The following is a 21,130-nucleotide window of genomic DNA, read 5'->3' as shown; positions in this document are numbered from 1 at the left end:
GAAAGATGTCATTTTCTGATCCTCTCGGCGATATGCTGACGCGTATCCGCAACGGCCAGATGCGCGGCAAATCCAAGGTGCAGACACCAGGTTCAAACCTGCGTCGGCGCGTTCTGGATGTGCTGCAGGCTGAAGGTTACATCCGCGGCTATGCGGAAGTGTCGTTTGAAAACGGCCGCAAGGAGTTCGAGATCGAGCTCAAATATTTCGAGGGCACTCCGGTGATCCGCGAAATCAAGCGTGTGTCAAAGCCGGGCCGACGGGTCTATTCCGCGGTGACGGATTTGCCGCGGGTCTATAACGGGCTTGGTATTTCCATTCTGTCCACACCCAAAGGCGTGATGTCCGATCATATTGCGCGTGAGGAAAATGTGGGTGGCGAGGTTCTCTGCCAGGTGTTCTAGGGCGCCCCTTTTGAAAGGGCTGTCTTGGAACAAACCAGCGGGATAGGAGCGAATAAAGATGTCGCGTATCGGTAAAATGCCTATTGCCATTGCAAGTGGCATCACCGTGACCCTTGAGGGTCAAACGGTGAAGGCGAAGGGATCAAAGGGTGAGCTTTCGCTGACGCTTGTTCCTGAAGTGACAATCAGCCAGGGCGAGGACGGGTTGACCGTTGCGCCGGTTGATGACAGCCAGCGGGCGCGGGCCATGTGGGGTCTGTCGCGGTCTCTGGTGGCCAACATGGTGCAGGGTGTTGCGGAAGGTTTTTCCAAGACGCTTGAAATCAACGGCGTGGGGTATCGCGCCGAGATGCAGGGCAAGGATCTGAAACTGGCGCTTGGCTTCAGCCATGATGTCATCCACGCCGTGCCGGATGGTATCCAGGTTCAAACACCCAAGCCCACAGAAATTGTGGTCACGGGTATCGATAAACAGAAAGTCGGTCAGGTTGCTGCTGAAATCCGCAGCTATCGTCCGCCGGAGCCTTACAAGGGCAAGGGTGTGAAATATGCCGACGAATATATCTTCCGCAAGGAAGGCAAGAAGAAGTAAGTGAACGGATCAAGCTCATGAGCAATTCAATGCAGATGCGCGAGCGCCGCAAAATGCGGGTGCGCCGTTCGCTCAAGAAGATCGCCAACGGGCGTCCGCGCCTGTCGGTTTTTCGGTCGTCAAAGCACATTTCGGCGCAGGTGATTGATGATGTCGAGGGCCGCACCCTCGCATCCGCTTCAACGCTGGAAAAGGATCTGCGTGGCAGCCTGAAGACGGGTGCTGATGTGGATGCCGCAAAGGCTGTCGGCGAACTGGTTGCCAAGCGTGCCAAGGACAATGGCGTGAGTGCCGTTGTGTTTGACCGCGGCGGGTACATTTATCATGGCCGCGTCAAGGCGCTGGCAGACGCTGCCCGTGAGGGCGGCCTGGAATTTTAAGGCGAGAGGGTTAGTCACGTGGCACAGGACAGAGGCGGTCGGGATGATCGCGGACGTGGTGGACGAGACCGCGATGTCGATAGCGAATTCGTCGATAAGCTGGTTCACATCAACCGCGTTGCCAAAGTGGTGAAGGGCGGCCGTCGTTTCGGCTTTGCTGCTCTCGTTGTTGTTGGTGATCAAAAAGGCCGTGTTGGCTTTGGCAAGGGCAAAGCCCGCGAGGTGCCGGAAGCCATCCGCAAGGCAACGGAACAGGCAAAGCGTCAGATGATCCGTGTACCGCTGCGTGAAGGCCGTACGCTGCATCACGATGTGGCTGGCCGTCATGGCGCGGGGCGGGTCTTCCTGCGGGCAGCGCCTGCCGGTACCGGCATCATTGCCGGCGGTCCGATGCGTGCCGTATTCGAAACCCTGGGTATGCAGGATCTGGTGGCAAAATCCATCGGCACCTCCAACCCCTACAACATGGTGCGTGCCACGTTTGATGCGCTGACCCGTGAGCAGAGCCCGCGCATGGTTGCGTCACGGCGCGGCCTCAAGGTGAGCGATGTTGTGGCCCGACGCGCGGACGCCTCCACGTCCGCCATGGAAGACGCTGAGTAGGACCCGGACCAATGGCAGCTAAAAAGACAATTACAGTGGAGCAGGTCGGTAGCCCGATCCGCCGTCCGGATGTTCAGCGCAAGGTGCTGATTGGCCTTGGTCTGAACAAGATGCATCGCCGCCGGACACTCGAAGACACACCTTCCGTGCGCGGCATGGTGGAGACCATTCCTCATCTGGTGCGGATCGTGGACGACGCCTAGGGGCGTTTGTTTGCGCCGTCATTTTAGATGGCAATTTGTATTCCGCCCACGGCGCTGTCGCGTCAGGGCAAAAGGCAGTTGAACGATGAAGCTGAACGAGCTCAAAGATAATGAAGGCGCCCGCAAGGGGCGTATGCGCGTTGGCCGTGGCTATGGCTCCGGCAAGGGCGTAACCGCGGGACGTGGCCAAAAAGGCCAGAAGTCGCGGTCCGGTGTGGCGATCAAGGGCTATGAGGGCGGCCAGATGCCGATCCACATGCGCCTGCCCAAGCGCGGGTTCAACAACCCGTTCCCGACGGTTTACGCGATCGTGAACATTGGTCGCGTGCAACGGGCCATTGATGAAGGCAAACTGGATGCGTCCAAGCCGGTGACTGCTCAGGCGCTTGTGGGTGCAGGTCTGCTTCGCCGCAAGGACAAGGATGTCCGGCTGCTTGCCAAGGGCGAGTTGACCGCCAAAGTGGCGTTTGAACTCACCAGTGCGTCAAAAGGCGCACAGGAAGCTGTTGAGAAAGCGGGCGGCTCCATCAAACTCATTCCGGCAGCAAAGCCAAAGCCTGCTGCTGACAAAGCCTCCGCGTAAGTCTGGGCCACATTTCCAGGGCCCGGCTGCGTCGGTCTGGCCCATCAAGGAGTAGCGCATATGGCGTCGGCTGCTGAACAGCTCGCGGCAAACCTGAACTTTTCCGCTTTTGCCAAGGCGGAAGAACTCAAGAAGCGAATCTGGTTCACACTGGGTGCGCTCCTGGTGTATCGCCTGGGTACCTACATTCCGCTGCCCGGCATTGATCCGGTGGCTCTGTCGCAGCTTTTCCAGCAGCAGCAGGGCGGCATCGTCGGCATGTTCGACATGTTCGCAGGCGGTGCGGTTGGCCGCATGGCGATTTTTGCTCTCAACGTCATGCCGTATATTTCGGCCTCCATCATCATGCAGCTCATGACCGCCGTTGTGCCGCGTCTGGAGCAGCTGAAGAAGGAAGGCGAGAGCGGCCGCAAGCAGATCAACCAATATACCCGCTACGGCACGGTGTTTCTGGCAACGCTGCAGGGTTATGGCATTGCCGTTGGTCTTGAGAGTGCGGGCAATGTGGTGATTGATCCGGGGTTTTTCTTCCGCATCACTACCGTCATTACGCTTGTGGGCGGCACGATGTTTTTGATGTGGCTGGGTGAGCAAATCACCGCGCGCGGCGTCGGCAATGGCATTTCGCTGATTATTTTTGCAGGCATCGTGGCCGAGCTACCCGCAGCGCTTGCAGGCACACTTGAGCTTGGTCGGCAGGGTGCGCTGTCAACCCTGGTCATCATTGGCTTCCTGTTGATGGCGATCGCCGTGATTGCGTTCATCGTGTTTGTTGAGCGCGCGCAGCGTCGGCTGCTGGTGCAGTATCCCAAGCGCCAGGTGGGCAACCGCATGTTTGGCGGGGATTCGTCGCATCTGCCGTTGAAGCTCAATACGGCCGGTGTCATTCCGCCAATCTTTGCGTCGTCGCTGCTGTTGTTGCCGTTGACCGCTGCCGGTTTCTCCGGCGGGCAGGGGCCTGAGTGGCTGACCACCGTCACCACCATGCTGGGGCACGGGCAGCCGCTGTACATGCTGATGTATGCGGTCGGCATCGCGTTCTTTGCATTCTTCTATACAGCGCTGGTGTTCAATCCCGGTGACACGGCGGACAATCTCAAGAAATACGGCGGCTTCGTACCGGGTATCCGGCCTGGTGAGCGTACCGCTGAATATATCGACTATGTGCTGACGCGCCTGACGGTTGTGGGTGCTGCCTACCTGGTGATCGTGTGTCTGTTGCCGGAGATTCTTGTCTCGCAGTACTCGGTGCCGTTTTACTTCGGCGGTACGTCGCTGCTCATCGTGGTGAGCGTGACCATGGATACGGTGTCGCAGGTGCAAAGCCATCTGCTGGCGCACCAGTATGAGGGCATGGTCAAGAAGTCGAAACTGCGAGGGGGCCGCCGATGAATCTGATTTTTCTTGGACCGCCTGGTGCCGGCAAGGGCACGCAAGCCGGCCGCGTGGAGAAGGCGCACGGTCTCGTGCAGCTTTCCACCGGCGACATGCTGCGTGCGGCCGTTGCGGCGGGCACTGACATCGGCAAGCAGGCCAAGGAAATAATGGAACGTGGCGACCTGGTGCCCGACGATGTGGTTGTAAAAATCATATCGGACCGCATCGAGGAAAAAGACTGCGCCAACGGTTTCATTCTGGACGGGTTCCCCCGCACGACGGGCCAGGCGGAAGCGCTGGACACGATGCTCAACGCGAAGGGCCTGAAGCTCAATGCGGTGATCGAGATCCGGGTGGATGACAGCATTCTGGTTGACCGTATCCGCACCCGTGCGGCTGAAACCGGCGGTGACCGCGCGGATGACACCGAGGAAACGCTGAAGAAGCGCCTTGAAGTTTATCACGCTCAGACGGCACCGCTCATTCCCTACTACGAGGCTCAGGGCAAGCTTTTGGTTGTGGATGGCATGAATGCGATTGATGACGTGACCCGCGCCATTGAGGAAAAGATAGGGCTGGCAACTGCTTAACCGCAGTTTTCCGCCAATTTGAAGAGACTTTACGGGGGCCATCGGGCCGCCGGTTTTGAATGGTTGACTGAGACTGAACGAAACCTATAATCCGCGCCTCTGCACAGGTCAGAATCGCGGATTTCCGCGCCGCACCCGCCCGAAAAAGGCGAGTGGCGGGCGGTTTTTTGCGTATCTGATGCCCGGTTATTGCCGGCACGCATCAAGCACTTTGGAGAAACGAAGCAGTGGCTCGTATCGCAGGCGTCAATATACCGACCAACAAGCGCGCTGTTATTGCGCTCACTTACATTCATGGCATCGGCAACACAAAGGCTGCCGAAATCCTTGCCTCTGTCAACGTGCCGCTTGAGCGCCGCGTCAACGAGCTGTCGGATGCCGAAGTCATCCAGATCCGTGAAGCGATTGACCAGAACTATCTGGTTGAGGGTGATCTTCGCCGTGAAGTGGCAATGAACATCAAGCGGTTGATGGACCTTGGCTGCTATCGCGGTCTGCGGCATCGCCGCGGGTTGCCTGTGCGTGGCCAGCGGACACACACCAACGCCCGCACCCGCAAGGGTCCGGCCAAGGCGATTGCCGGCAAGAAGAAGTAATTCCACCACCACGACGGTTTTTTCCGGCATGGCGCTGCGATTGGCCGCGCGGCCGGGTTTGAAGGGCGAATACTGAAGATGGCAAAAGAAGCAACACGCGTCCGCCGCCGCGAGCGTAAAAATATCTCGTCAGGCGTAGCGCATGTGAATGCGACCTTTAACAACACCATGGTGACAATCACCGACGCGCAGGGCAATGCCATTTCATGGTCGTCTGCCGGCACGATGGGTTTCAAAGGGTCGCGCAAGTCCACGCCCTATGCCGCGCAGGTTGCAGCTGAAGACGCGGGCAAGAAGGCCGCAGAGCACGGAATGCGGACGCTTGAAGTCATGGTGTCCGGCCCCGGTTCAGGGCGTGAGTCAGCGTTGCGTGCACTGCAGGCGGCGGGGTTCACCATCACCAGCATTCGCGATGTAACGACCATTCCGCACAACGGCGTGCGCCCCAAGAAGAAGCGTCGCGTTTAATTTTTAGCGCTTCTTCTCATCTGTATTTCGTCCGGTAACGGACCAATAATCGCGGCTTCTCCCCGACACACATACACAAGGTGTGATACGCGAGCCGCCTGACCAACGAGGCTTACAACGTGATCCAGAAAAACTGGCAGGAACTCATCAAGCCGAACAAGCTGGACATTCAGCCGGGCCGCGATGCCCAGCGTCTGGCAACCGTGGTTGCAGAACCACTTGAGCGCGGCTTTGGCCTGACGCTTGGCAATGCGCTGCGCCGCGTACTGCTGTCATCGCTGCAGGGTGCGGCGGTGACGTCTGTCAAGATTGACGGTGTGCTGCATGAGTTTTCATCCATTCCCGGCGTGCGGGAAGACGTGACGGACATCGTGCTCAACATCAAGCAGATGGCGCTTCGCCTCCACTCAGACGGTCCGCGCCGCATGACGCTGAAAGCCGACAAGGCGGGTGCCGTGACGGCGGGCATGATTGAAGCCGGTTCCGACATTGATATTTTGAACCCTGATCTGGTTCTGTGCACGCTCGACCAGGATTCTGAAATCCGCATGGAGTTCACAGTTGCTCTTGGTAAGGGCTATGTGGCCGCAGACCGCAACCGCCCGGAAGATGCTCCCATCGGTCTTATTCCCGTGGACAGTCTGTTCAGCCCGTGCCGCAAGGTCTCCTACAAGGTGGAAAACACCCGTGAGGGCCAGATTCTTGATTACGATAAGCTGACGCTGAGCGTTGAAACCGATGGCTCGCTGACGCCGGATGACGCTGTGGCCTATGCCGCGCGCATTCTGCAGGACCAGTTGCAGACCTTCGTGAACTTTGAAGAGCCACGTCCCGAACAGCCCGTTGAGGAACGTCCGGAGCTTGAGTTCAACCCCGGTCTGCTCAAGAAGGTTGATGAGCTTGAGCTGTCTGTGCGCTCGGCCAACTGCCTGAAGAACGACAACATTGTTTATATCGGTGATCTTATTCAGAAGACCGAAGCTGAGATGCTGCGCACGCCGAACTTCGGCCGCAAGTCGCTCAACGAAATCAAGGAAGTGCTTGCCCAGATGGGGCTCCATCTCGGCATGGAAGTGCCGAACTGGCCGCCGGAAAACATCGAAGACCTGGCAAAGCGCTATGAGGATCAGTACTAGCGCGTCCTGATTGAGGGATGATCGCTTGAGGAGACAAGAAGATGCGTCACGGTAAGGCACACCGCAAACTTGGCCGCACGACCCCGCACCGCAAGGCGATGCTGGCCAACATGGCTGTCGCGCTCATCAAGCATGAGCAGATCGTCACAACGCTGCCCAAGGCAAAGGAGCTTCGTCCCTATGTGGAGAAGCTGATTACGCTGGGCAAACGTGGCGGGCTTCATGCGCGCCGTCAGGCCTATTCCAAGCTGCCTGAGCAGCAGTGGGCACAAAAGCTGTTTGACGTGCTCGGCCCCCGCTATGCTGACCGCAATGGCGGCTACACGCGCATCATGCGTGCCGGGTTCCGCTATGGCGATAACGCGCCTGTCGCTGTGATTGAGTTGGTGGACCGCGATCCCTCAGCCAAGGGCCAGGATTCTGGCCCTGAAATGGTCAACGAAGGCCAGGACGCGGCGTAGGCACACCGCGACAGACATTCAAAAAGGCGGCTCAGTGTGGGCCGCCTTTTTTGTTTGCTTTCAGCACAAGTTCACCTGTGCCGTTTATCATCCGCATCAAGAGCGCTTGAACAGGGTGCGGTTCCTTTTGCACACTGGCGTTTGAAATTGTCTGGTGGGCAGATGTTTTGGGTGTGGTGGAGTAGAAGCGAATGCTGTTGGGCAAGATGATGTCTGCTGTGACTGCCGGAGTTGTCCTGTTGGCGCTCGTCGGGCCGGGGGCCGTTGCGCAAACCATCCCCACCTCGCAGCAGCAAATCTCCCTTAGTTTTGCACCGCTCGTGAAACAGGTGGCGCCTGCCGTGGTGAACGTATTCACCAAGCGTGTGGTGCGGGAGCAGGCGCGGTCGCCGTTCGCCAATGACCCGTTCTTTCAGCGCTTCTTCGGGGACCGCTTCTCATTTGGTATGCCGCGCGAGCGGGTGCAGAGTTCTCTGGGGTCGGGTGTCATCGTTCGGGCGGACGGGATCATCGTCACTAACAACCACGTGATTGCCAATGGCGATACGTTTACGGTTGCGCTGTCAGACCGGCGCGAGTTTGAAGCCGAAGTGCTGCTGGCGGACGAACGCACCGATCTTGCGATCCTGAAAATCGATACCAAAGGTGAAGCATTGCCAGCGCTTGCGTTCGGTGATTCTGACGGCCTTGAGGTGGGTGATCTGGTGCTGGCGATTGGCAACCCGTTCGGCGTTGGCCAGACCGTAACCAGCGGAATTGTCTCAGCCCTTGCGCGCACGCAGGTCGGCGTCACGGATTATCAGTTCTTCATCCAGACGGATGCGGCCATCAACCCTGGCAACTCAGGCGGTGCGCTGGTGACGATGGATGGGCGGCTGGTCGGTGTGAACACAGCTATTTTCTCGCGCACCGGCGGCTCTATCGGCATCGGCTTTGCCATCCCCGCCAACATGGTGCGTCTCGTTGTGGCGTCCGCAGCGGACGGCAACAACGGGCGCGTGGTGCGCCCATGGCTTGGGGCCTCCGTGCAGACCGTCACGTCCGAGCTGTCGCAGTCGCTTGGGCTCGACAGGCCCGGCGGCGTGCTGATCGGTGACATTTATGATGGCGGCCCTGCCGACAAGGCGGGGCTTGCTACCGGAGACGTTGTGCGGCGTCTGGATGTGCATGACGTGGTGGATGAGAACGCGCTGAGCTATCGGCTGGCGACGCGCGAAGTGGGCAGCAGTGTATCGATTGAGTTTCTGCGCGGCGGCATACCGCGCACGGGTACGCTGGTGCTGACAGCGCCGCCAGAGCGTCCGGCGCGCGATGTTACGCAACTTGACGGGCCACACCCATTTGCGGGGGCCACGGTGGCCAATCTTTCGCCCGCGCTGGCTGAAGAACTGCGTCTTGATGCCATGCAGTCTGGCGTGGTGGTGACAGAGATTGTGCGCCGCAGCCCGGCAAACCGGCTGGGTGTGCAGCCGGGGGATATCATTCTGGGCGTCAACAATGAGCGCGTGGAAAATGTGGATGCGCTTGAACGGGCCTTGTCCCGGGCCAGTGGTGTCGGCAACTGGCAAGTGTCGGTCAAGCGGGGCGATCAGGTTTTCAATACAACTGTGCGTCTCTAGCGGGCCAAATCGGGTATGGTTCGTCCATGGCTGATCTGTTTGGAGATACGGTAACGGGTAACACTGCGGCGGGTGATATGACGCGTCCGCTGGCAGACCAATTACGCCCGCAGAGCCTGGAAGACGTGGCCGGGCAGGACCACATCGTCGCGCCTGACGCACCGCTGGGGCGTATGCTGGCAACGGGGCGGCTTAACTCGCTGATTTTGTGGGGGCCGCCGGGCACCGGAAAAACCACCATCGCGCGACTGTTGTCGTCGGCGGTGCCGGACATGGCGTTTGTGCAGATATCGGCAATCTTTTCCGGCGTGGCTGATCTGCGCAAGGTTTTTGAGGCCGCAAAACTGCGCCGCCAGAACGGCCGCAGCACGTTGCTGTTCGTGGATGAAATCCATCGCTTCAACCGTGCCCAGCAGGACGGGTTTTTGCCGCACATGGAAGACGGCACCATTATTCTTGTGGGAGCCACCACCGAGAACCCGTCGTTTGAACTGAATGCTGCCGTGCTGTCGCGTGCGCAGGTGCTGGTGCTCAAGCGGTTGGATGACGCGGCCCTCAATACATTGCTGGCGCGTGCGGAGGAACTGGGCGGGCATACGCTGCCGCTGACGGATGAGGCGCGCGAAACCCTCAAGGCAATGGCAGATGGCGACGGGCGGTTTTTGCTCAATCTGGCAGAAGAACTGCTTGCGTTGCCTGCAGCAACACCAGCGCTGGATGTGGCAGCGCTGACGCAAACGGTACAACGCCGTGCGCCGGTGTATGACAAGGGGCAGGATGGTCACTACAACCTCATCAGCGCGTTGCATAAATCCGTACGCGGATCAGATCCCGACGCAGCACTGTACTGGCTGGCAAGGATGTTGACGGCGGGCGAAGACCCGCTCTATCTGGCGCGCCGGATGGTGCGCATGGCGATTGAAGACATAGGTCTGGCTGACCCGCAGGCTGTTGTGCAGGCGAATGCTGCCAAGGATGTGTATGACTTTCTGGGCAGCCCTGAGGGTGAACTGGCGCTGGCGCAGCTTGTGGTGTATCTGGCAACCGCGCCCAAATCGAATGCTGCCTATGTGGCTTACAAAGCCGCCACACGGCTTGCCAAGGAAACCGGCTCTCACATGCCGCCCAAACACATTCTTAATGCGCCGACACGCCTGATGAAAGATGAGGGCTATGGTGCGGGCTATGAATATGACCACGAGGCGGAAGGCGGTGTGTCCGGGCAGAACTATTTTCCCGATGAGATGACCGAACGCCCGCAGTTTTATAATCCGCCTGAGCGCGGCTTTGAGCGTGAGCTCAACAAGCGGCTGGCTTATTTTGCCAAAGTGCGTGGGGGCCGTTCATGAATATGCTGCTGGCGGTTGCCATCGGCGGCGGTATTGGGGCTGTGGGGCGGTATTCGCTGGGCATGGGTGCGCTGGCGCTATTTGGCCCCGGCTACCCTATTGGTACGCTGGCCGCCAATGTCATCGGAGGGTTGCTGATGGGGGTGGTGGTTGAGGCTGGCGCGCTGCGCTTCTCCTACGGGCCCGAGCTGCGCGCATTCCTGACGGTTGGTGTGCTTGGCGGTTTCACGACATTTTCCGCGTTCTCGCTTGAAAGCGCGTTGATGATAGAGCGCGGCCAGTGGGGTCTTGCGTTCGGTTACGTTGTGGCGTCGGCGGTGCTGTCTATCGGAGCATTGTTCGCAGGCATGTGGCTGGTGCGGGGCGTCTTGTCATGAGCGGTGTACAGATTATTAATGTTGAGCCGCGCGAAGACGGGCTGCGTGTGGACCGCTGGTTCAAGGGGCGGTTTCCCGGTCTTGGGCATGGGCGTCTGGAAAAACTGCTGCGTAAGGGGCAGGTGCGTGTTGACGGCGGGCGGGTAAAAGCCTCCACGCGGTTGGCGCAGGGTCAGAGCGTGCGCGTGCCGCCTTTGCCCGACGATCACGGGTCGCCCTATGCACCCCCCAAGCGCACGGCCAAAAGGGAGCGCTCACAGGACGGTGCGTTTTTGCGCGATCTGGTTATTCACAAGGATGACGACGTGATTGCCATCAACAAGCCTGCTGGCCTGGCGGTGCAGGGGGGGTCTCGTACCGACAAACATATTGACGGGATGCTGGATGCGCTGGCGTTTGATGCGCCGGAGCGTCCCCGGCTTGTGCATCGGCTCGACAAGGATACGTCGGGAGTATTGTTGCTGGCGCGGTCGCGGGACGCTGCTGCAAAACTTGGTCGCGCGCTCAAGCACCATGACACGCGCAAAATATACTGGGCGCTGACCATGGGCGTGCCGCGCCCGCAACGCGGCACCATCAACATGGCGCTTGCCAAGGCGGGCGGCGAGGGCCGTGAGAAGGTTCACGCGGCGGATGATGATAGCGCCGGCGCGCGCAATGCGATTACACACTATGCTGTGGTGTCGCAGGCGGCACAGAAGTTTGCGTGGGTTGCCTTCATGCCGGTGACCGGGCGCACGCACCAGATCAGGGCGCACGCGGTGGCGCTGGGCACGCCGATTGTGGGGGATGGAAAATACGGTGGTGCCGACGCTCATCCCGGCGGCGAGATACCGCGAATGATGCATCTACATGCACGCGAACTCACAATACGCCACCCGCTTGGCAACCTGATAACGGTCACGGCACCCCTGCCGGAGCATATGCGCGCAACCTGGAAGCTCATGGGCCTGAACCCCAATGACGATGAAAACCCGTTTGCGGAGCTCGACGCATGAGCATTGATGACAAGCCGACTTTCGTGGCCACATTCAACCCACAAAAAGAGCGCAATGCGCGGCTTGCGAAGCGGTTTTATAAACAGGCGGTTGTTTCGAATGAGGCAGGTGAGTTCGCAGTGATGCTTGATACGCGCGCCCTCAAAACGCCGGGCAGGCGCGCTGTTGTTTCTCCATCGCGTGCGTTATCGCAGGCGGTGGCGGCTGAGTGGGATGCGCAGCGCGAGCACATTGACCCTTCTACCATGCCGCTGACGCGCATTGTGACGACTGCCATTGACCGTGTGGCGCTTGATGCTGAACCAGCAGTAGCCGAGATCGTCAGTTATGCGGGTACGGACCTGGTGTGTTATCGCGCAGATGAGCCCGCGGAGCTTGTGACGCTACAGGAGGGTGCCTGGACACCACTTCTGGAGTGGTTCGCAGATGCGACCGGCGCGCGCCTTGGCGTAACCACTGGCATTGTTCATGTAAAGCAATCAGCGGGTGCGCTCATCGCGGTGCGCAGCGCATTGTCGGACCTTGACGCGGTGCGGCTGACGGCGCTGCACACGCTTGTAACCATTGCGGGCAGCGCCGTGATTGGCTTTGCGGTGATGCGCGGGCATCTTGATGCCGAAGCTGGTTTTGCAGCGTCGCGCATCGATGAAGATTTTCAGATTGCCAAATGGGGTGAGGATGCGGAAGCGCAGACGCGCAAGGCAGCCCACAAGGCCGAGTTCATGGCGGCGGCACGGGTGTTTTCTTTGCTGAGTTAATTTTCGTATTTGGTGGGGCCGAAAACGCGCTCAAACTCGGCACGCAGGGCGATGTCCAGGTCGGGCATTGTGGCGGTCAGTCCAAGGTCTTCAAGGCTGGTCACGCCATGTTGCTGAACGCCGCACGGCACAATTCCCGAAAAGTGTTCAAGGTCGGGTGCCACATTTATGCTGATGCCGTGAAATGTCACCCAGCGCCTGACGCGCACACCGATGGCGGCAATCTTATCCTCCGTACCCGGTGCTTTTTCCGGCCGCCTGACCCAAACACCCACGCGATCGTCGCGGGTTTCACCGGCAATATGGAACTGAGCCAGTGTGCCGATGATCCATTCTTCCAGACCGGCGACAAAGCTGCGTACATCCTGACCGCGGCGCTTGAGGTCAAGCATCGCATAGGCCACCCGCTGGCCGGGGCCATGATAGGTGTACTGGCCGCCACGCCCCGTATCGTAAACCGGAAAGCGGTCCGGGCTTAGCAGGTCATCCGGGTTGGTGCTTGTGCCCGATGTGTAGAGCGGCGGGTGCTCCAGCAGCCAGACCAGCTCCGGCTCATCGCCAGCGGCGATCGCAGCGGCGCGACTTTCCATTTCGCTCAATGCTTCGGGGTAGGGCGTTAGGCCGGGGCTGATGCGCCATTGAACAGTGCTGTCGGCTGCAAAAAGCGACCGTGTGGGTGCGCGTGCAGCTTTCGTGGTTTTTGATGAAGGTGCGGGTGAGGACATGCGCAGGTTATAGCACGCGATTTGGGGGCGTTTACGGGTGAGTAACTCTGTTCTGCGACGGTCTGCTACGTGAATGCCAATATACCCGGATCAGGCCCGAACCCTATGAACTCGATTGACAAGGTCCATGTTGAAATCTCTGTCGTGCTCGGCAAGGCCGTCATGCCTATCCATCAGCTATTGAAGATGGGGCGTGGCGCTGTAATTGAGCTGAATGCGGGGGAAAGCGACGAGGTTTGGCTGCTGGCCAACAACCAGCCGATTGCCCGTGGCGAAATTGTGGTTCAGGGCGATCATGTGGGTGTATCCATTACGGAAGTGCTGAATACCTACGATTTCTAGCGTAGGTACTAATAACACTTTTCTGTTGTGATTTTATCTATTTCACGCCTTTTGCTTGAACAAAGGCGTTTAACCCCTTAACTCTTGATGAATTAAAGGTCCGTACGCGGCTGGGTCGCGGCAGATTTTGGCTGTTTTTGGCCAGTCATGAGGGTTTGGGTCATTCCCGATGTTTCCTGTTGCGCTTGATCTGACGGTGCTGAGGGCTGCTGTTGCCGGTGGGGGCGCGGCTGCGCGTCAACGCGTCCGCCTGCTGGATGAAGCGGGTGCGCACGAGATCAAGGTGTTTGCACCGGATGCCGACAAAGACATGCGTCTGGTTGCAGGCGATCGCCTGGTGGAGCGGCTGCCGACAACTGCTGATCTGGACGTGATCGACGTACTTTTCATCGCTGACCTTGGCGAAGAGGCCGAGGCAGCATTGGCGGCGCTGGCACGCAAGCAGCGGGTTCTGGTGAACACTGAAGACGTGCGCCCGCTGTGTGATTTTCATGTGCCTGCCATGGTGCGCCGGGGAGACCTGTTGCTGGCGATTTCCACTGGCGGTGCCTCTCCGGGGCTGGCGCGGCGACTTAAAAAGCACCTGTCGCAGTCGTTTGGAGAAGAATGGGCAGGGCACATCGCCGAAATAGCGCAAGCGCGGTCGCGCTGGCGCGAAGAAGGGGTGCCGCTGCGGGAACTGGCACAACGCACCGATACCCTGATTGATGAGAAAGGCTGGCTGTCATGACCGCACTACAGGCCGCAGATACAACTACAACGCCGGTGCAGCGCCAGGCGATGGATTCGCAAACTGTCACGTCTGAACGGTTGGAACAGCTACGCCGCGATTTTGGTCATCTCGACGGGGCGCAGTTGCTGGATGCGATGGTGAATGATGCCTTTGCGGGCAAGATTGCCATGGTGTCGTCGTTTGGCTCCGAGGCTGTGGTGTTGCTGCATCTGCTGTCGCAGGTGAACCCGACGGTGCCGGTGCTGTTTCTCAATACCGGCAAGCTGTTTGGCGAGACGCTGCGCTACCGGGATCGGCTGCAGGATAAGCTCGGCCTCACGGATGTGCGGTCGCTGGGGCCGGACCCGCGCATTGAAGCGACGGACGACCCCAAGGGCGACTTGTGGGCGCATAATCCGGACGCCTGCTGCCATTTCCGCAAGGTACTGCCGCTTGCGCACGGGCTGCGCGGCTTTGAGGCGTCTATTACGGGCCGCAAGCAGTTTCAGACCGGTGCGCGGGCGGGAATGCCTACCATCGAGCAGGAAGCCAGGGCCGATGGCTCGCCGGGCCGCTTCAAGATCAACCCGCTTGCCAACTGGAACCTTGGTGACCTCAAGACCTACATCGAAACGCACAATCTGCCACGCCATCCGCTGGTGAAGGATGGCTATCTGTCCATCGGCTGTATGCCCTGCACGGACCGGGTGAAGGAGGGCGACGACTACCGCTCCGGCCGCTGGGCTGGCACCGACAAGGATGAATGCGGCATCCATGTGCCTGGCCTGGTGGACGGGGACGGCATCTAGGCATCACCATAACCCTTGTGTGGTGCCCGGCAGTTTGCTACACGGCGGTCCCTGCTGTTTTCAGCGTTTTTCGGGCGCTGTCCGGGCAGGTTCTACCGTGCGGTCGTGGCGGAATTGGTAGACGCGCAGCGTTGAGGTCGCTGTGGGGTAAAACCCGTGGAAGTTCGAGTCTTCTCGACCGCACCATTTTTTCATTTTCCCAATAAAATATATGGCGCAGCCCTCAAACGGGTGCGTCTGCGGTACCATCTGAGATGTGGGCAAAAAATCCCTGCTGCGGGGGTGGAGACTTTTGCGCGCTTCGGATAGCAACGCCGTGCAGCCGTGTTCTTTGCGTCATGAGCGCGGGCGGACCATAAGGAAAGCAGGCAGGTTTGAGCGATACCGCACCAGATACGGATCGGCCGAGTGACCGGACAAATGAGCGCGGAGCCGGCGACGACGAGCTGGGTTTGTCGCCTGACTTCGTGCGCACCGTGGTTGACCGTATTGATGCGGGCGATGCGCCGGCCGTGCGTGCGGCGGCTGACGGCCTGCACCCCTCCGACGTTGCCGAACTCATTGAACTGTTGCGGCCTGATGAGCGGCGCACACTGGTTTCAATACTCGGTCCTGATCTCGACATAGCGGCACTTTCCGAACTGGACGAAGGTCTGCGCGACGAAGTGCTGGACTATATTGGTCCTGGCCGGGTGGCGGAGGCGCTGGCAACGCTTGATACGGACGACGCGGTTTATCTCCTCGAAGATATGGAGGAGGCGGACCAGCAGGCCCTGCTGTCGCGGATGCCGGAAGAGGACCGCGCACAGATTGAGCGTTCGCTTGAGTATGAAGAAGATTCGGCCGGCCGCCTCATGCAGCGCGACATTGTGGTGGTGCCGCCGCACTGGACGGTGGGCGAGGCCATCGACCATCTGCGCGAAAGTGATGATCTGCCGGAAACGTTTTTTGAAATCTTCGTGGTGGATGAAGCCTTTCATGCCATCGGTACGGTGCCTTTGTCGCGTGTGATGCGGTCCAGACGGCCAGTCCGCATTGCCGACATCATGGATACCGAACAGACGCTTATTCCCGCTGACATGGATCAGGAAGAGGTCGCGCACCAGTTTGAGAAGTACAATCTGGTGTCTGCTGCGGTGGTGGACAGCGAAGACCGGCTGGTGGGTATGGTGACGGTGGATGATGTGGTTGAGGTCATTCAGGAAGAGGCGGGCGAAGACATTCGCCGTCTTGCCGGTGTGGGTGACGAAGCGCTGACGGATACCGTCATCCAGACAGCGCGCAGCAGGTTTCCGTGGTTGTTCGCAAATCTGTTTACGGCTGCTATTGCCGCCGTGGTTATTTCGGCGTTCGGTGTCAGCATTGAAAAAATGGTGACACTCGCCATTTTGATGCCGGTTGTGGCGGCGCTTGCGGGCAATGCGGGGACGCAGACGATGACGGTAACCGTGCGGGCCATGGCAACGCGTGATCTGGTTGAGTTCAACGTTCGCCGTGTCATCTCGCGTGAAGTGCTGGTGGCGTTTTTGAACGGGCTTATTTTCGCCGTGCTGATGGGTGCTGGTGTAGGGGTGATATTCGGCGACTGGGCGCTTGGCGGTGTCATTGCTGTGTCGATGGTGATTACGCTGGGGTTTGCCGGGCTGTCGGGTATTCTCATTCCGCTGGCACTGGACAGGGCGGGTGCTGACCCGGCAATTTCATCCAGTGTGTTTTTGATTGCGCTAACGGACGCTGTTTCGTTTCTCGCCTTTTTGGGATTGGCCACATGGTTGCTTCTTTGACGCGGATATTCAGTGCGGCTGGTTTTGTCGGTGCAGTTGTGGCGCTGGTGCTGCTGTCAGGTCTTTCAACAGGTCATGCGGCTGAGTGGAGCGAAGGCGCGCCGATTGGGGACGCCCGTGCATTTGGCGGTGCTGCGGCGCGCGGCGAGACCGTGTTTGTTGCGGGCGGTGCAGGTCTTGAGGGGCCGGTTGAGGATTTTGCCGCGTATGACACCGTAGGTGATATCTGGCGCCCGTTGCCGCCGATGCCAACGGGGCGTCAGAGTTTTGGTATTGCGGTGGCAAATGACGGTGGGCTTTATGTCTCTGGCGGTTTTGCCGGTCAGGAGTTTGATGCGCCGTCGGCAGACCTGTGGAGGTACGATATTTCGAGCGCTGTATGGGTACAGATGGCCGATATGCCAGCGGGACGCGCGCGCCATGGCATGGCCTCTGTAGGCAGCAAGCTCTATGTGGTGGGCGGAGAGGGGCCAAACCCGTCGCGGGTGCTGGTCTATGATACGGCCACGGCTGATTGGTCAGAGCTTGAGGCTGACCTTCCTGCCTCGCGCAAGGATCTGAGTGTGGTCGCTGCGGGCGATCAGGTGTTTGCCATTGGCGGCCGCACGCCGGGTGGTGTGACCGGGCAGGTCCATGCCATTGATGTGACGTTGCGCGGCGCGTGGCGCACGCTGCCTGCGTTGCCCGCGCCGCGGGCTGATGCGGCGGCTGGCGTTGTTGGCGGCAAGGTGCATGTAGCGGGAGGCCGCTCCAACGATCCGATGCGCACGTTCTCGGAGCACTATGTGTTTGATACCGCTTCCAACCGGTGGCAGACGGCCCCCAGCCTGCCTCTGCCGCGTCTTGGGGCTGCATCCGCCGGGGTGGACGGAAAGTTTGTTGTGATAGGCGGATCGGGCGGTGCCGGAGTGTTTTCGTTTTTCACGGCATCTGATGTCGTCAACATCTACGCTCCGTGATGCGCGATCCTGCCATTCATCAGGCGCATGTGGCTGACGCCCGGCGTATTGGCCGCATCACCAGCGAGGCTTTTTTTGATGATCCGGTCAATCTTTGGATCATGCGCAAACCGTCGCTGATAAAGGCCTTCATGACTGGCTTGGCAAAGAACATCTATCTGCCACGCGGCTTTAGCGAATATCTGGACGAGGGTGCCGGGGCCACTATGTGGTTGCCGCCGGGGGCCAACGGTGACCTGTCATTGGGCAACACGCTGGCGCTGGGTGCCTCCGCTGTGCTGCATGGCGTGCCATCGGCACTTGCGCGCGGTATGGCCTTTGGGGCCTGCGTTCAAAAGGTTCATCCCAAAGAGCCGCATTTTTATCTGTTCACAATAGGCATTGTACCGCGCGCGCAAGGTAAAGGGCTGGGCGGTGCATTGTTGCGCTCAGGGCTGGCGAGGGTGGATCAGGCGGGTATGCCTGCCTATCTGGAATCCACCAAGGCGTCGAATATCCCGATTTATGAGCGCTACGGTTTTGAATTGCGCGACGTGCCAACGTTGCCCGAAGGTTGCCCGCCGATCTATCCGATGTGGCGACCGGCGCAACCAGCAACCGTTTAGCGGCTACCAGGCCACGCGGACGCCTGCGGTGAGTGCTGTGTCGCGGTCCTGGCCGGAATACGTGCCCTGATAGCCCAGATGCGCGCTTACCCCATCACAGATCAGCGATGCGAGACCAAAGCCAAGCTCTGCACTGTTGCGGCCGCGTTCCGTTGCCCAGGTGTCAAACGAACCGCCGCCACTTACAAATGCAAAGTCGCTTGACTGGCTGACATCGCCCAGTTCGCGTGCCCAGGCCAGACTGGCCGTAGGAACCACCGGACGGTCAGCGACCGTAAACTCCGTTGAGAGCTGCAGGCCAATACGGCTGATGAGCGAACTGTATGTTTCACCATCATTGGTCAGCCCTGCAGTGCCCGCGCCTGTTTCGGTAAATCCATCAACGTCAGAGTAAACATATGTGGCACCGACAAACGGGCGGAACACAACCTGGCCCGCTGTGCGCGTGGTCGAGGCTTCAAAGGAGGCAAAGCCCGTATGGGCATTGTAGTCGGCGTTGGCCGTTGCACCGAACGCGCCGATGGCAATGCTGCGGCTGGTTTCAATGTCCTGATAGCCGTAGCCGATGGAGGCTTCGATATCCAAACCAAGCGGGCTGGCATGACGCCCGGTGGCACCCAACACATAGGTGCTGCGGTCCATATCCTGTGACCCAAGGTCTGCATCGTTGTTGAGGTAGGCAACCGAGACGCCAAGCGACGTGGCATCGGTCAGGCGATATTCGCCGCCGGCGGCAAAACCTATCTGGGTATGTTCGGTCTTGCGGCCATTGCTGTCGCTGTCAATCAGCCCTTCAGAGCCAAGGGCGGTGCTCCAGTAGGTCCAGGGTGTGTCGCCGTTGCCTGCAAGGTTGTGGGCGGCGGCACCGGGGTTGGCAGAAACCAGTATCTCAGCCGCGTCGTTGGCTGAGCGACCCAGAGTGGCCTGCGCAAATTGCAAAGTGCCGCCCGTGTGTGCCGACTGTGTGGCTGAACGGTGGGCAAACACACCGTCTCCGCGGCGCATGGTATCGGCCACGTGGTTGATGTTGAGCAGCGCTGCGGATGCCCCGGCCACGTGGATTTCACCATTGAGGCTTTCAAAGCCCGCAAGCGCGCCGGGCACTGTCTGGATGGTGAGGTTATTGAGGGCTCTTTGCAGGGTGCCGGTGGCTGTGCCTGCCAGGCCATCCAGTACGGCTGCCGTCGAGCGCTGGTTGCGGGTGCGCGCCGCTGCGCTGAAGGCCGCTCCCGCGCCAATGGACAACTGCACGTTGTTGGCGTTGTAGATCAGGGTCGGATTGAGGAACGCAAAATTGTTGGCGATGGTCACGTTATTGAACGTACCTGCAACGCCACCGCCCGCAGTGATGATAGTGTAGGTCAGTGGGTTGGCATAAAGGCCTGGTTCGGGCAGCACGTTCACCGTGCCGCCGCCGATGGTGGCAGTGCCGGTGGCGGCAATAAGGTCAGACGTGCCGTTCTCGTTGATTTCCACCTGGTACGTGGAGCCGGGTGCAAACACCACATTGCCTGCAACGTTCAGTGTACCGATGGAATTACCAGGTGCCAGCGTACCGCCTGCGTTGGCGGTGAGGCCACCGAAAGTGCCCGTGCCTTTGACCGTGCCGCCGTTAATGGCGAAGGGCACGGTGGTAGTGTTGTTAAACGTCCATTCGCCGCCCGTGACATTAAAGATCTCGAAGCGTTGGTACTTGAGCGTGTCGGTCCCGGTATCAATTTCAGCAAGGTTGAAAGTGCCAGCTCCGTTTCCACCGAAACGCAACGTGTCATTGCCGCCATTGCCAAACACACTGCCGTTGAAAATGCCGGTTGGCTGCAGTTCGACGATGTCGTCGCCGCCACTGCCGATGAATGCGGTTGCTGTCAGGTTGCTGGTCACGGTGCCAGCGTTGATGAACGTTCCGCCAATATTGGTAAATTGAACGCTGCCGGTCGAAGATGTGATCGATGCGCCTTGTGCGTTGGTGACCGTTCCACCGCCGAAGGAGACTACACCAAGGGCGTTTGCTACTGTGATGGTGCCCGTATTGTTGACGACGCCGCCAGCCCCAACGATGTTAATCCCGCTTCCAAATCCGGTGGAATTGATGGTTCCGTGGTTGGTGACCGTTCCTGTGCCCCCGAGGTTTACGGTGGTCCCGAGATTACTGTTTGCGACGCCACCAACTTCATTGGTGAACGTACTATTGCCGCCGCCTGAAAACGACACTGAGGTGTTGCCATTGATGGTGCCGGAATTTCTCACGACGCCATTGGCGGCGTTGTATTCTATGCCGTTACCGCCTAGCGGGGTGATGGTCCCCTGATTGTTGATGTCCCACTGGAGCGCGCCGGAGGTGATGCCGTTGCCGCCTGCGTTAGTAACTGTGGTGCCTGGCAGAACCGTCACGCTGTTTGCTGCGCCCGGCGCGGGGCAGTTGGCGGTCAGGTTCAGCGGAAAGATGGTGTTGTTGACATTGAAGGTGTTAGCCGGGCCTGCAGCTATGCAGGCGGCATAGGCGGCATCAGGCGCTGCGGTGAGCGCGGTCAGCGCCGTTGTGCCCAGAGCGGCGCATATCAATGCTGCGCGCACCTGCTGCTGATATGTTGCCGCGTTGCTGTTACTCATACTCATAAACACCCCTGGACTCACCCTATCGCCCGCGTGAGGACGGACACTGGTGCGAAAGTCGGGGTTTTTGGGAAAAGCTGCAATCAC

The 21,130-nt window shown here is 59.5% G+C and carries 25 protein-coding genes and 1 tRNA gene; 24 read left to right on the top strand and 2 right to left on the bottom strand.

The genetic code is table 11. The features are described from left to right. Window positions 1-5: 5 nt before the first annotated feature. From rpsH to RIB87_RS03255, 17 genes are all read left to right on the top strand, one after another. Window positions 6-404, top strand: a complete 399-nt coding sequence (gene rpsH / locus RIB87_RS03335; protein WP_350143468.1) for a 30S ribosomal protein S8 — start codon at window positions 6-8, stop codon at window positions 402-404. A gap of 58 nt (window positions 405-462) precedes the next feature. Continuing rightward, on the top strand, window positions 463-996 hold the full coding sequence (gene rplF / locus RIB87_RS03330; RefSeq protein WP_350143466.1) for a 50S ribosomal protein L6: 534 nt from the start codon (window positions 463-465) through the stop codon (window positions 994-996). A gap of 17 nt (window positions 997-1,013) precedes the next feature. After that, complete coding sequence (gene rplR, locus RIB87_RS03325) at window positions 1,014-1,376, top strand: 50S ribosomal protein L18 (RefSeq protein ID WP_350143464.1); 363 nt, start codon at window positions 1,014-1,016, stop codon at window positions 1,374-1,376. Between the two features lie 18 nt (window positions 1,377-1,394). After that, window positions 1,395-1,979 (top strand): 30S ribosomal protein S5, encoded by a 585-nt coding sequence (rpsE, locus tag RIB87_RS03320; RefSeq protein ID WP_350143462.1) that lies wholly within the window; start codon window positions 1,395-1,397, stop codon window positions 1,977-1,979. A gap of 11 nt (window positions 1,980-1,990) precedes the next feature. Next, complete coding sequence (gene rpmD / locus RIB87_RS03315) at window positions 1,991-2,182, top strand: 50S ribosomal protein L30 (RefSeq protein ID WP_350143460.1); 192 nt, start codon at window positions 1,991-1,993, stop codon at window positions 2,180-2,182. 85 nt (window positions 2,183-2,267) lie between these two features. Then, window positions 2,268-2,765, top strand: coding sequence for a 50S ribosomal protein L15 (gene rplO / locus RIB87_RS03310; protein ID WP_350143458.1), 498 nt, complete (start codon window positions 2,268-2,270; stop codon window positions 2,763-2,765). 60 nt (window positions 2,766-2,825) lie between these two features. Beyond that, a complete protein-coding gene (gene secY / locus RIB87_RS03305; protein WP_350143456.1) occupies window positions 2,826-4,157 on the top strand; it encodes a preprotein translocase subunit SecY in 1,332 nt (443 codons plus the stop codon). Further along, a complete protein-coding gene (locus RIB87_RS03300; RefSeq protein WP_350143454.1) occupies window positions 4,154-4,732 on the top strand; it encodes an adenylate kinase in 579 nt (192 codons plus the stop codon). The genes secY and RIB87_RS03300 overlap by 4 nt, the downstream gene beginning before the upstream one ends. Window positions 4,733-4,959: 227 nt before the next feature. Beyond that, complete coding sequence (gene rpsM, locus RIB87_RS03295) at window positions 4,960-5,328, top strand: 30S ribosomal protein S13 (protein ID WP_350143452.1); 369 nt, start codon at window positions 4,960-4,962, stop codon at window positions 5,326-5,328. 78 nt (window positions 5,329-5,406) lie between these two features. Continuing rightward, entirely contained in the window at window positions 5,407-5,796 is a 390-nt protein-coding gene (rpsK, locus tag RIB87_RS03290; protein WP_350143450.1) for a 30S ribosomal protein S11, read from the top strand. Window positions 5,797-5,915: 119 nt separating this feature from the next. Next, window positions 5,916-6,932 (top strand): DNA-directed RNA polymerase subunit alpha, encoded by a 1,017-nt coding sequence (locus tag RIB87_RS03285; protein WP_350143448.1) that lies wholly within the window; start codon window positions 5,916-5,918, stop codon window positions 6,930-6,932. 41 nt (window positions 6,933-6,973) lie between these two features. Beyond that, the gene (rplQ, locus tag RIB87_RS03280) at window positions 6,974-7,393 is read left to right on the top strand and encodes a 50S ribosomal protein L17 (RefSeq protein ID WP_350143446.1); all 420 of its coding nucleotides are present in this window, start codon (window positions 6,974-6,976) and stop codon (window positions 7,391-7,393) included. A 191-nt stretch (window positions 7,394-7,584) separates the two neighbouring features. Further along, window positions 7,585-9,012: a DegQ family serine endoprotease gene (locus RIB87_RS03275; RefSeq protein ID WP_350143444.1), complete on the top strand. Its 1,428-nt coding sequence runs from the start codon at window positions 7,585-7,587 to the stop codon at window positions 9,010-9,012. Window positions 9,013-9,038: 26 nt separating this feature from the next. Further along, a complete protein-coding gene (locus tag RIB87_RS03270) occupies window positions 9,039-10,361 on the top strand; it encodes a replication-associated recombination protein A (protein ID WP_350143442.1) in 1,323 nt (440 codons plus the stop codon). Continuing rightward, window positions 10,358-10,738: a fluoride efflux transporter CrcB gene (gene crcB / locus RIB87_RS03265; RefSeq protein WP_350143440.1), complete on the top strand. Its 381-nt coding sequence runs from the start codon at window positions 10,358-10,360 to the stop codon at window positions 10,736-10,738. The genes RIB87_RS03270 and crcB overlap by 4 nt, the downstream gene beginning before the upstream one ends. Next, window positions 10,735-11,736 carry an RluA family pseudouridine synthase gene (locus RIB87_RS03260; RefSeq protein ID WP_350143438.1) on the top strand — a complete coding sequence of 334 codons (1,002 nt, stop codon included), beginning with the start codon at window positions 10,735-10,737 and terminating at the stop codon, window positions 11,734-11,736. Before crcB ends, RIB87_RS03260 begins: the two co-directional genes overlap by 4 nt. Beyond that, window positions 11,733-12,494, top strand: coding sequence for an ATP12 family chaperone protein (locus RIB87_RS03255; protein WP_350143436.1), 762 nt, complete (start codon window positions 11,733-11,735; stop codon window positions 12,492-12,494). The genes RIB87_RS03260 and RIB87_RS03255 overlap by 4 nt, the downstream gene beginning before the upstream one ends. Here RIB87_RS03255 and lipB read toward each other — a convergent pair. Further along, window positions 12,491-13,225: a lipoyl(octanoyl) transferase LipB gene (gene lipB / locus RIB87_RS03250; protein ID WP_502943201.1), complete on the bottom strand. Its 735-nt coding sequence runs from the start codon at window positions 13,223-13,225 to the stop codon at window positions 12,491-12,493. The two genes, RIB87_RS03255 and lipB, sit on opposite strands and share 4 nt — an antisense overlap. Before the next feature lie 99 nt (window positions 13,226-13,324). On the opposite strand from lipB, the gene RIB87_RS03245 reads away from it, so the two are divergent. The 7 genes from RIB87_RS03245 to RIB87_RS03215 all read left to right on the top strand — a co-directional run bounded on the left by RIB87_RS03245 (window position 13,325) and on the right by RIB87_RS03215 (window position 18,430). After that, window positions 13,325-13,561, top strand: coding sequence for a FliM/FliN family flagellar motor switch protein (locus tag RIB87_RS03245; protein WP_350143432.1), 237 nt, complete (start codon window positions 13,325-13,327; stop codon window positions 13,559-13,561). 169 nt (window positions 13,562-13,730) lie between these two features. Then, on the top strand, window positions 13,731-14,291 hold the full coding sequence (locus RIB87_RS03240) for a precorrin-2 dehydrogenase/sirohydrochlorin ferrochelatase family protein (RefSeq protein ID WP_350143430.1): 561 nt from the start codon (window positions 13,731-13,733) through the stop codon (window positions 14,289-14,291). After that, window positions 14,288-15,082: a phosphoadenylyl-sulfate reductase gene (locus tag RIB87_RS03235; protein WP_350143428.1), complete on the top strand. Its 795-nt coding sequence runs from the start codon at window positions 14,288-14,290 to the stop codon at window positions 15,080-15,082. The genes RIB87_RS03240 and RIB87_RS03235 overlap by 4 nt, the downstream gene beginning before the upstream one ends. A gap of 99 nt (window positions 15,083-15,181) precedes the next feature. After that, a tRNA-Leu gene (locus RIB87_RS03230) sits at window positions 15,182-15,268 on the top strand. 188 nt (window positions 15,269-15,456) lie between these two features. Continuing rightward, on the top strand, window positions 15,457-16,866 hold the full coding sequence (gene mgtE, locus RIB87_RS03225) for a magnesium transporter (protein WP_350143426.1): 1,410 nt from the start codon (window positions 15,457-15,459) through the stop codon (window positions 16,864-16,866). Then, complete coding sequence (locus RIB87_RS03220) at window positions 16,851-17,825, top strand: Kelch repeat-containing protein (protein WP_350143424.1); 975 nt, start codon at window positions 16,851-16,853, stop codon at window positions 17,823-17,825. Before mgtE ends, RIB87_RS03220 begins: the two co-directional genes overlap by 16 nt. Continuing rightward, entirely contained in the window at window positions 17,825-18,430 is a 606-nt protein-coding gene (locus RIB87_RS03215) for a GNAT family N-acetyltransferase (protein WP_350143533.1), read from the top strand. Before RIB87_RS03220 ends, RIB87_RS03215 begins: the two co-directional genes overlap by 1 nt. Window positions 18,431-18,433: 3 nt before the next feature. Here the strand turns inward: RIB87_RS03215 and RIB87_RS03210 are convergent, their stop codons facing one another. Beyond that, window positions 18,434-21,040, bottom strand: coding sequence for an autotransporter family protein (locus tag RIB87_RS03210; RefSeq protein WP_350143422.1), 2,607 nt, complete (start codon window positions 21,038-21,040; stop codon window positions 18,434-18,436). Window positions 21,041-21,130 lie beyond the last annotated feature (90 nt).

Origin of the sequence: Pyruvatibacter sp., from assembly GCF_040219635.1 — a bacterium.
GTDB lineage: Bacteria > Pseudomonadota > Alphaproteobacteria > CGMCC-115125 > CGMCC-115125 > Pyruvatibacter.
This window is presented reverse-complemented; position numbering and strand designations above follow the sequence as displayed.

Excerpts from the sequence above, each read along its gene's own strand:
- RIB87_RS03215 (WP_350143533.1), top strand. The coding sequence starts at position 17,825 with ATGCGCGATCCTGCCATTCATCAGGCGCATGTGGCTGACGCCCGGCGT.
- secY (WP_350143456.1), top strand. The coding sequence starts at position 2,826 with ATGGCGTCGGCTGCTGAACAGCTCGCGGCAAACCTGAACTTTTCCGCT.
- RIB87_RS03270 (WP_350143442.1), top strand. The coding sequence starts at position 9,039 with ATGGCTGATCTGTTTGGAGATACGGTAACGGGTAACACTGCGGCGGGT.
- RIB87_RS03300 (WP_350143454.1), top strand. The coding sequence starts at position 4,154 with ATGAATCTGATTTTTCTTGGACCGCCTGGTGCCGGCAAGGGCACGCAA.
- rpsH (WP_350143468.1), top strand. The coding sequence starts at position 6 with ATGTCATTTTCTGATCCTCTCGGCGATATGCTGACGCGTATCCGCAAC.
- RIB87_RS03255 (WP_350143436.1), top strand. The coding sequence starts at position 11,733 with ATGAGCATTGATGACAAGCCGACTTTCGTGGCCACATTCAACCCACAA.
- RIB87_RS03275 (WP_350143444.1), top strand. The coding sequence starts at position 7,585 with ATGCTGTTGGGCAAGATGATGTCTGCTGTGACTGCCGGAGTTGTCCTG.
- rplR (WP_350143464.1), top strand. The coding sequence starts at position 1,014 with ATGAGCAATTCAATGCAGATGCGCGAGCGCCGCAAAATGCGGGTGCGC.
- rpmD (WP_350143460.1), top strand. The coding sequence starts at position 1,991 with ATGGCAGCTAAAAAGACAATTACAGTGGAGCAGGTCGGTAGCCCGATC.
- RIB87_RS03220 (WP_350143424.1), top strand. The coding sequence starts at position 16,851 with ATGGTTGCTTCTTTGACGCGGATATTCAGTGCGGCTGGTTTTGTCGGT.
- RIB87_RS03240 (WP_350143430.1), top strand. The coding sequence starts at position 13,731 with ATGTTTCCTGTTGCGCTTGATCTGACGGTGCTGAGGGCTGCTGTTGCC.
- RIB87_RS03235 (WP_350143428.1), top strand. The coding sequence starts at position 14,288 with ATGACCGCACTACAGGCCGCAGATACAACTACAACGCCGGTGCAGCGC.
- crcB (WP_350143440.1), top strand. The coding sequence starts at position 10,358 with ATGAATATGCTGCTGGCGGTTGCCATCGGCGGCGGTATTGGGGCTGTG.
- RIB87_RS03210 (WP_350143422.1), bottom strand. The coding sequence starts at position 21,040 with ATGAGTAACAGCAACGCGGCAACATATCAGCAGCAGGTGCGCGCAGCA.
- RIB87_RS03245 (WP_350143432.1), top strand. The coding sequence starts at position 13,325 with ATGAACTCGATTGACAAGGTCCATGTTGAAATCTCTGTCGTGCTCGGC.
- RIB87_RS03260 (WP_350143438.1), top strand. The coding sequence starts at position 10,735 with ATGAGCGGTGTACAGATTATTAATGTTGAGCCGCGCGAAGACGGGCTG.
- rplF (WP_350143466.1), top strand. The coding sequence starts at position 463 with ATGTCGCGTATCGGTAAAATGCCTATTGCCATTGCAAGTGGCATCACC.
- rplO (WP_350143458.1), top strand. The coding sequence starts at position 2,268 with ATGAAGCTGAACGAGCTCAAAGATAATGAAGGCGCCCGCAAGGGGCGT.
- rplQ (WP_350143446.1), top strand. The coding sequence starts at position 6,974 with ATGCGTCACGGTAAGGCACACCGCAAACTTGGCCGCACGACCCCGCAC.
- rpsK (WP_350143450.1), top strand. The coding sequence starts at position 5,407 with ATGGCAAAAGAAGCAACACGCGTCCGCCGCCGCGAGCGTAAAAATATC.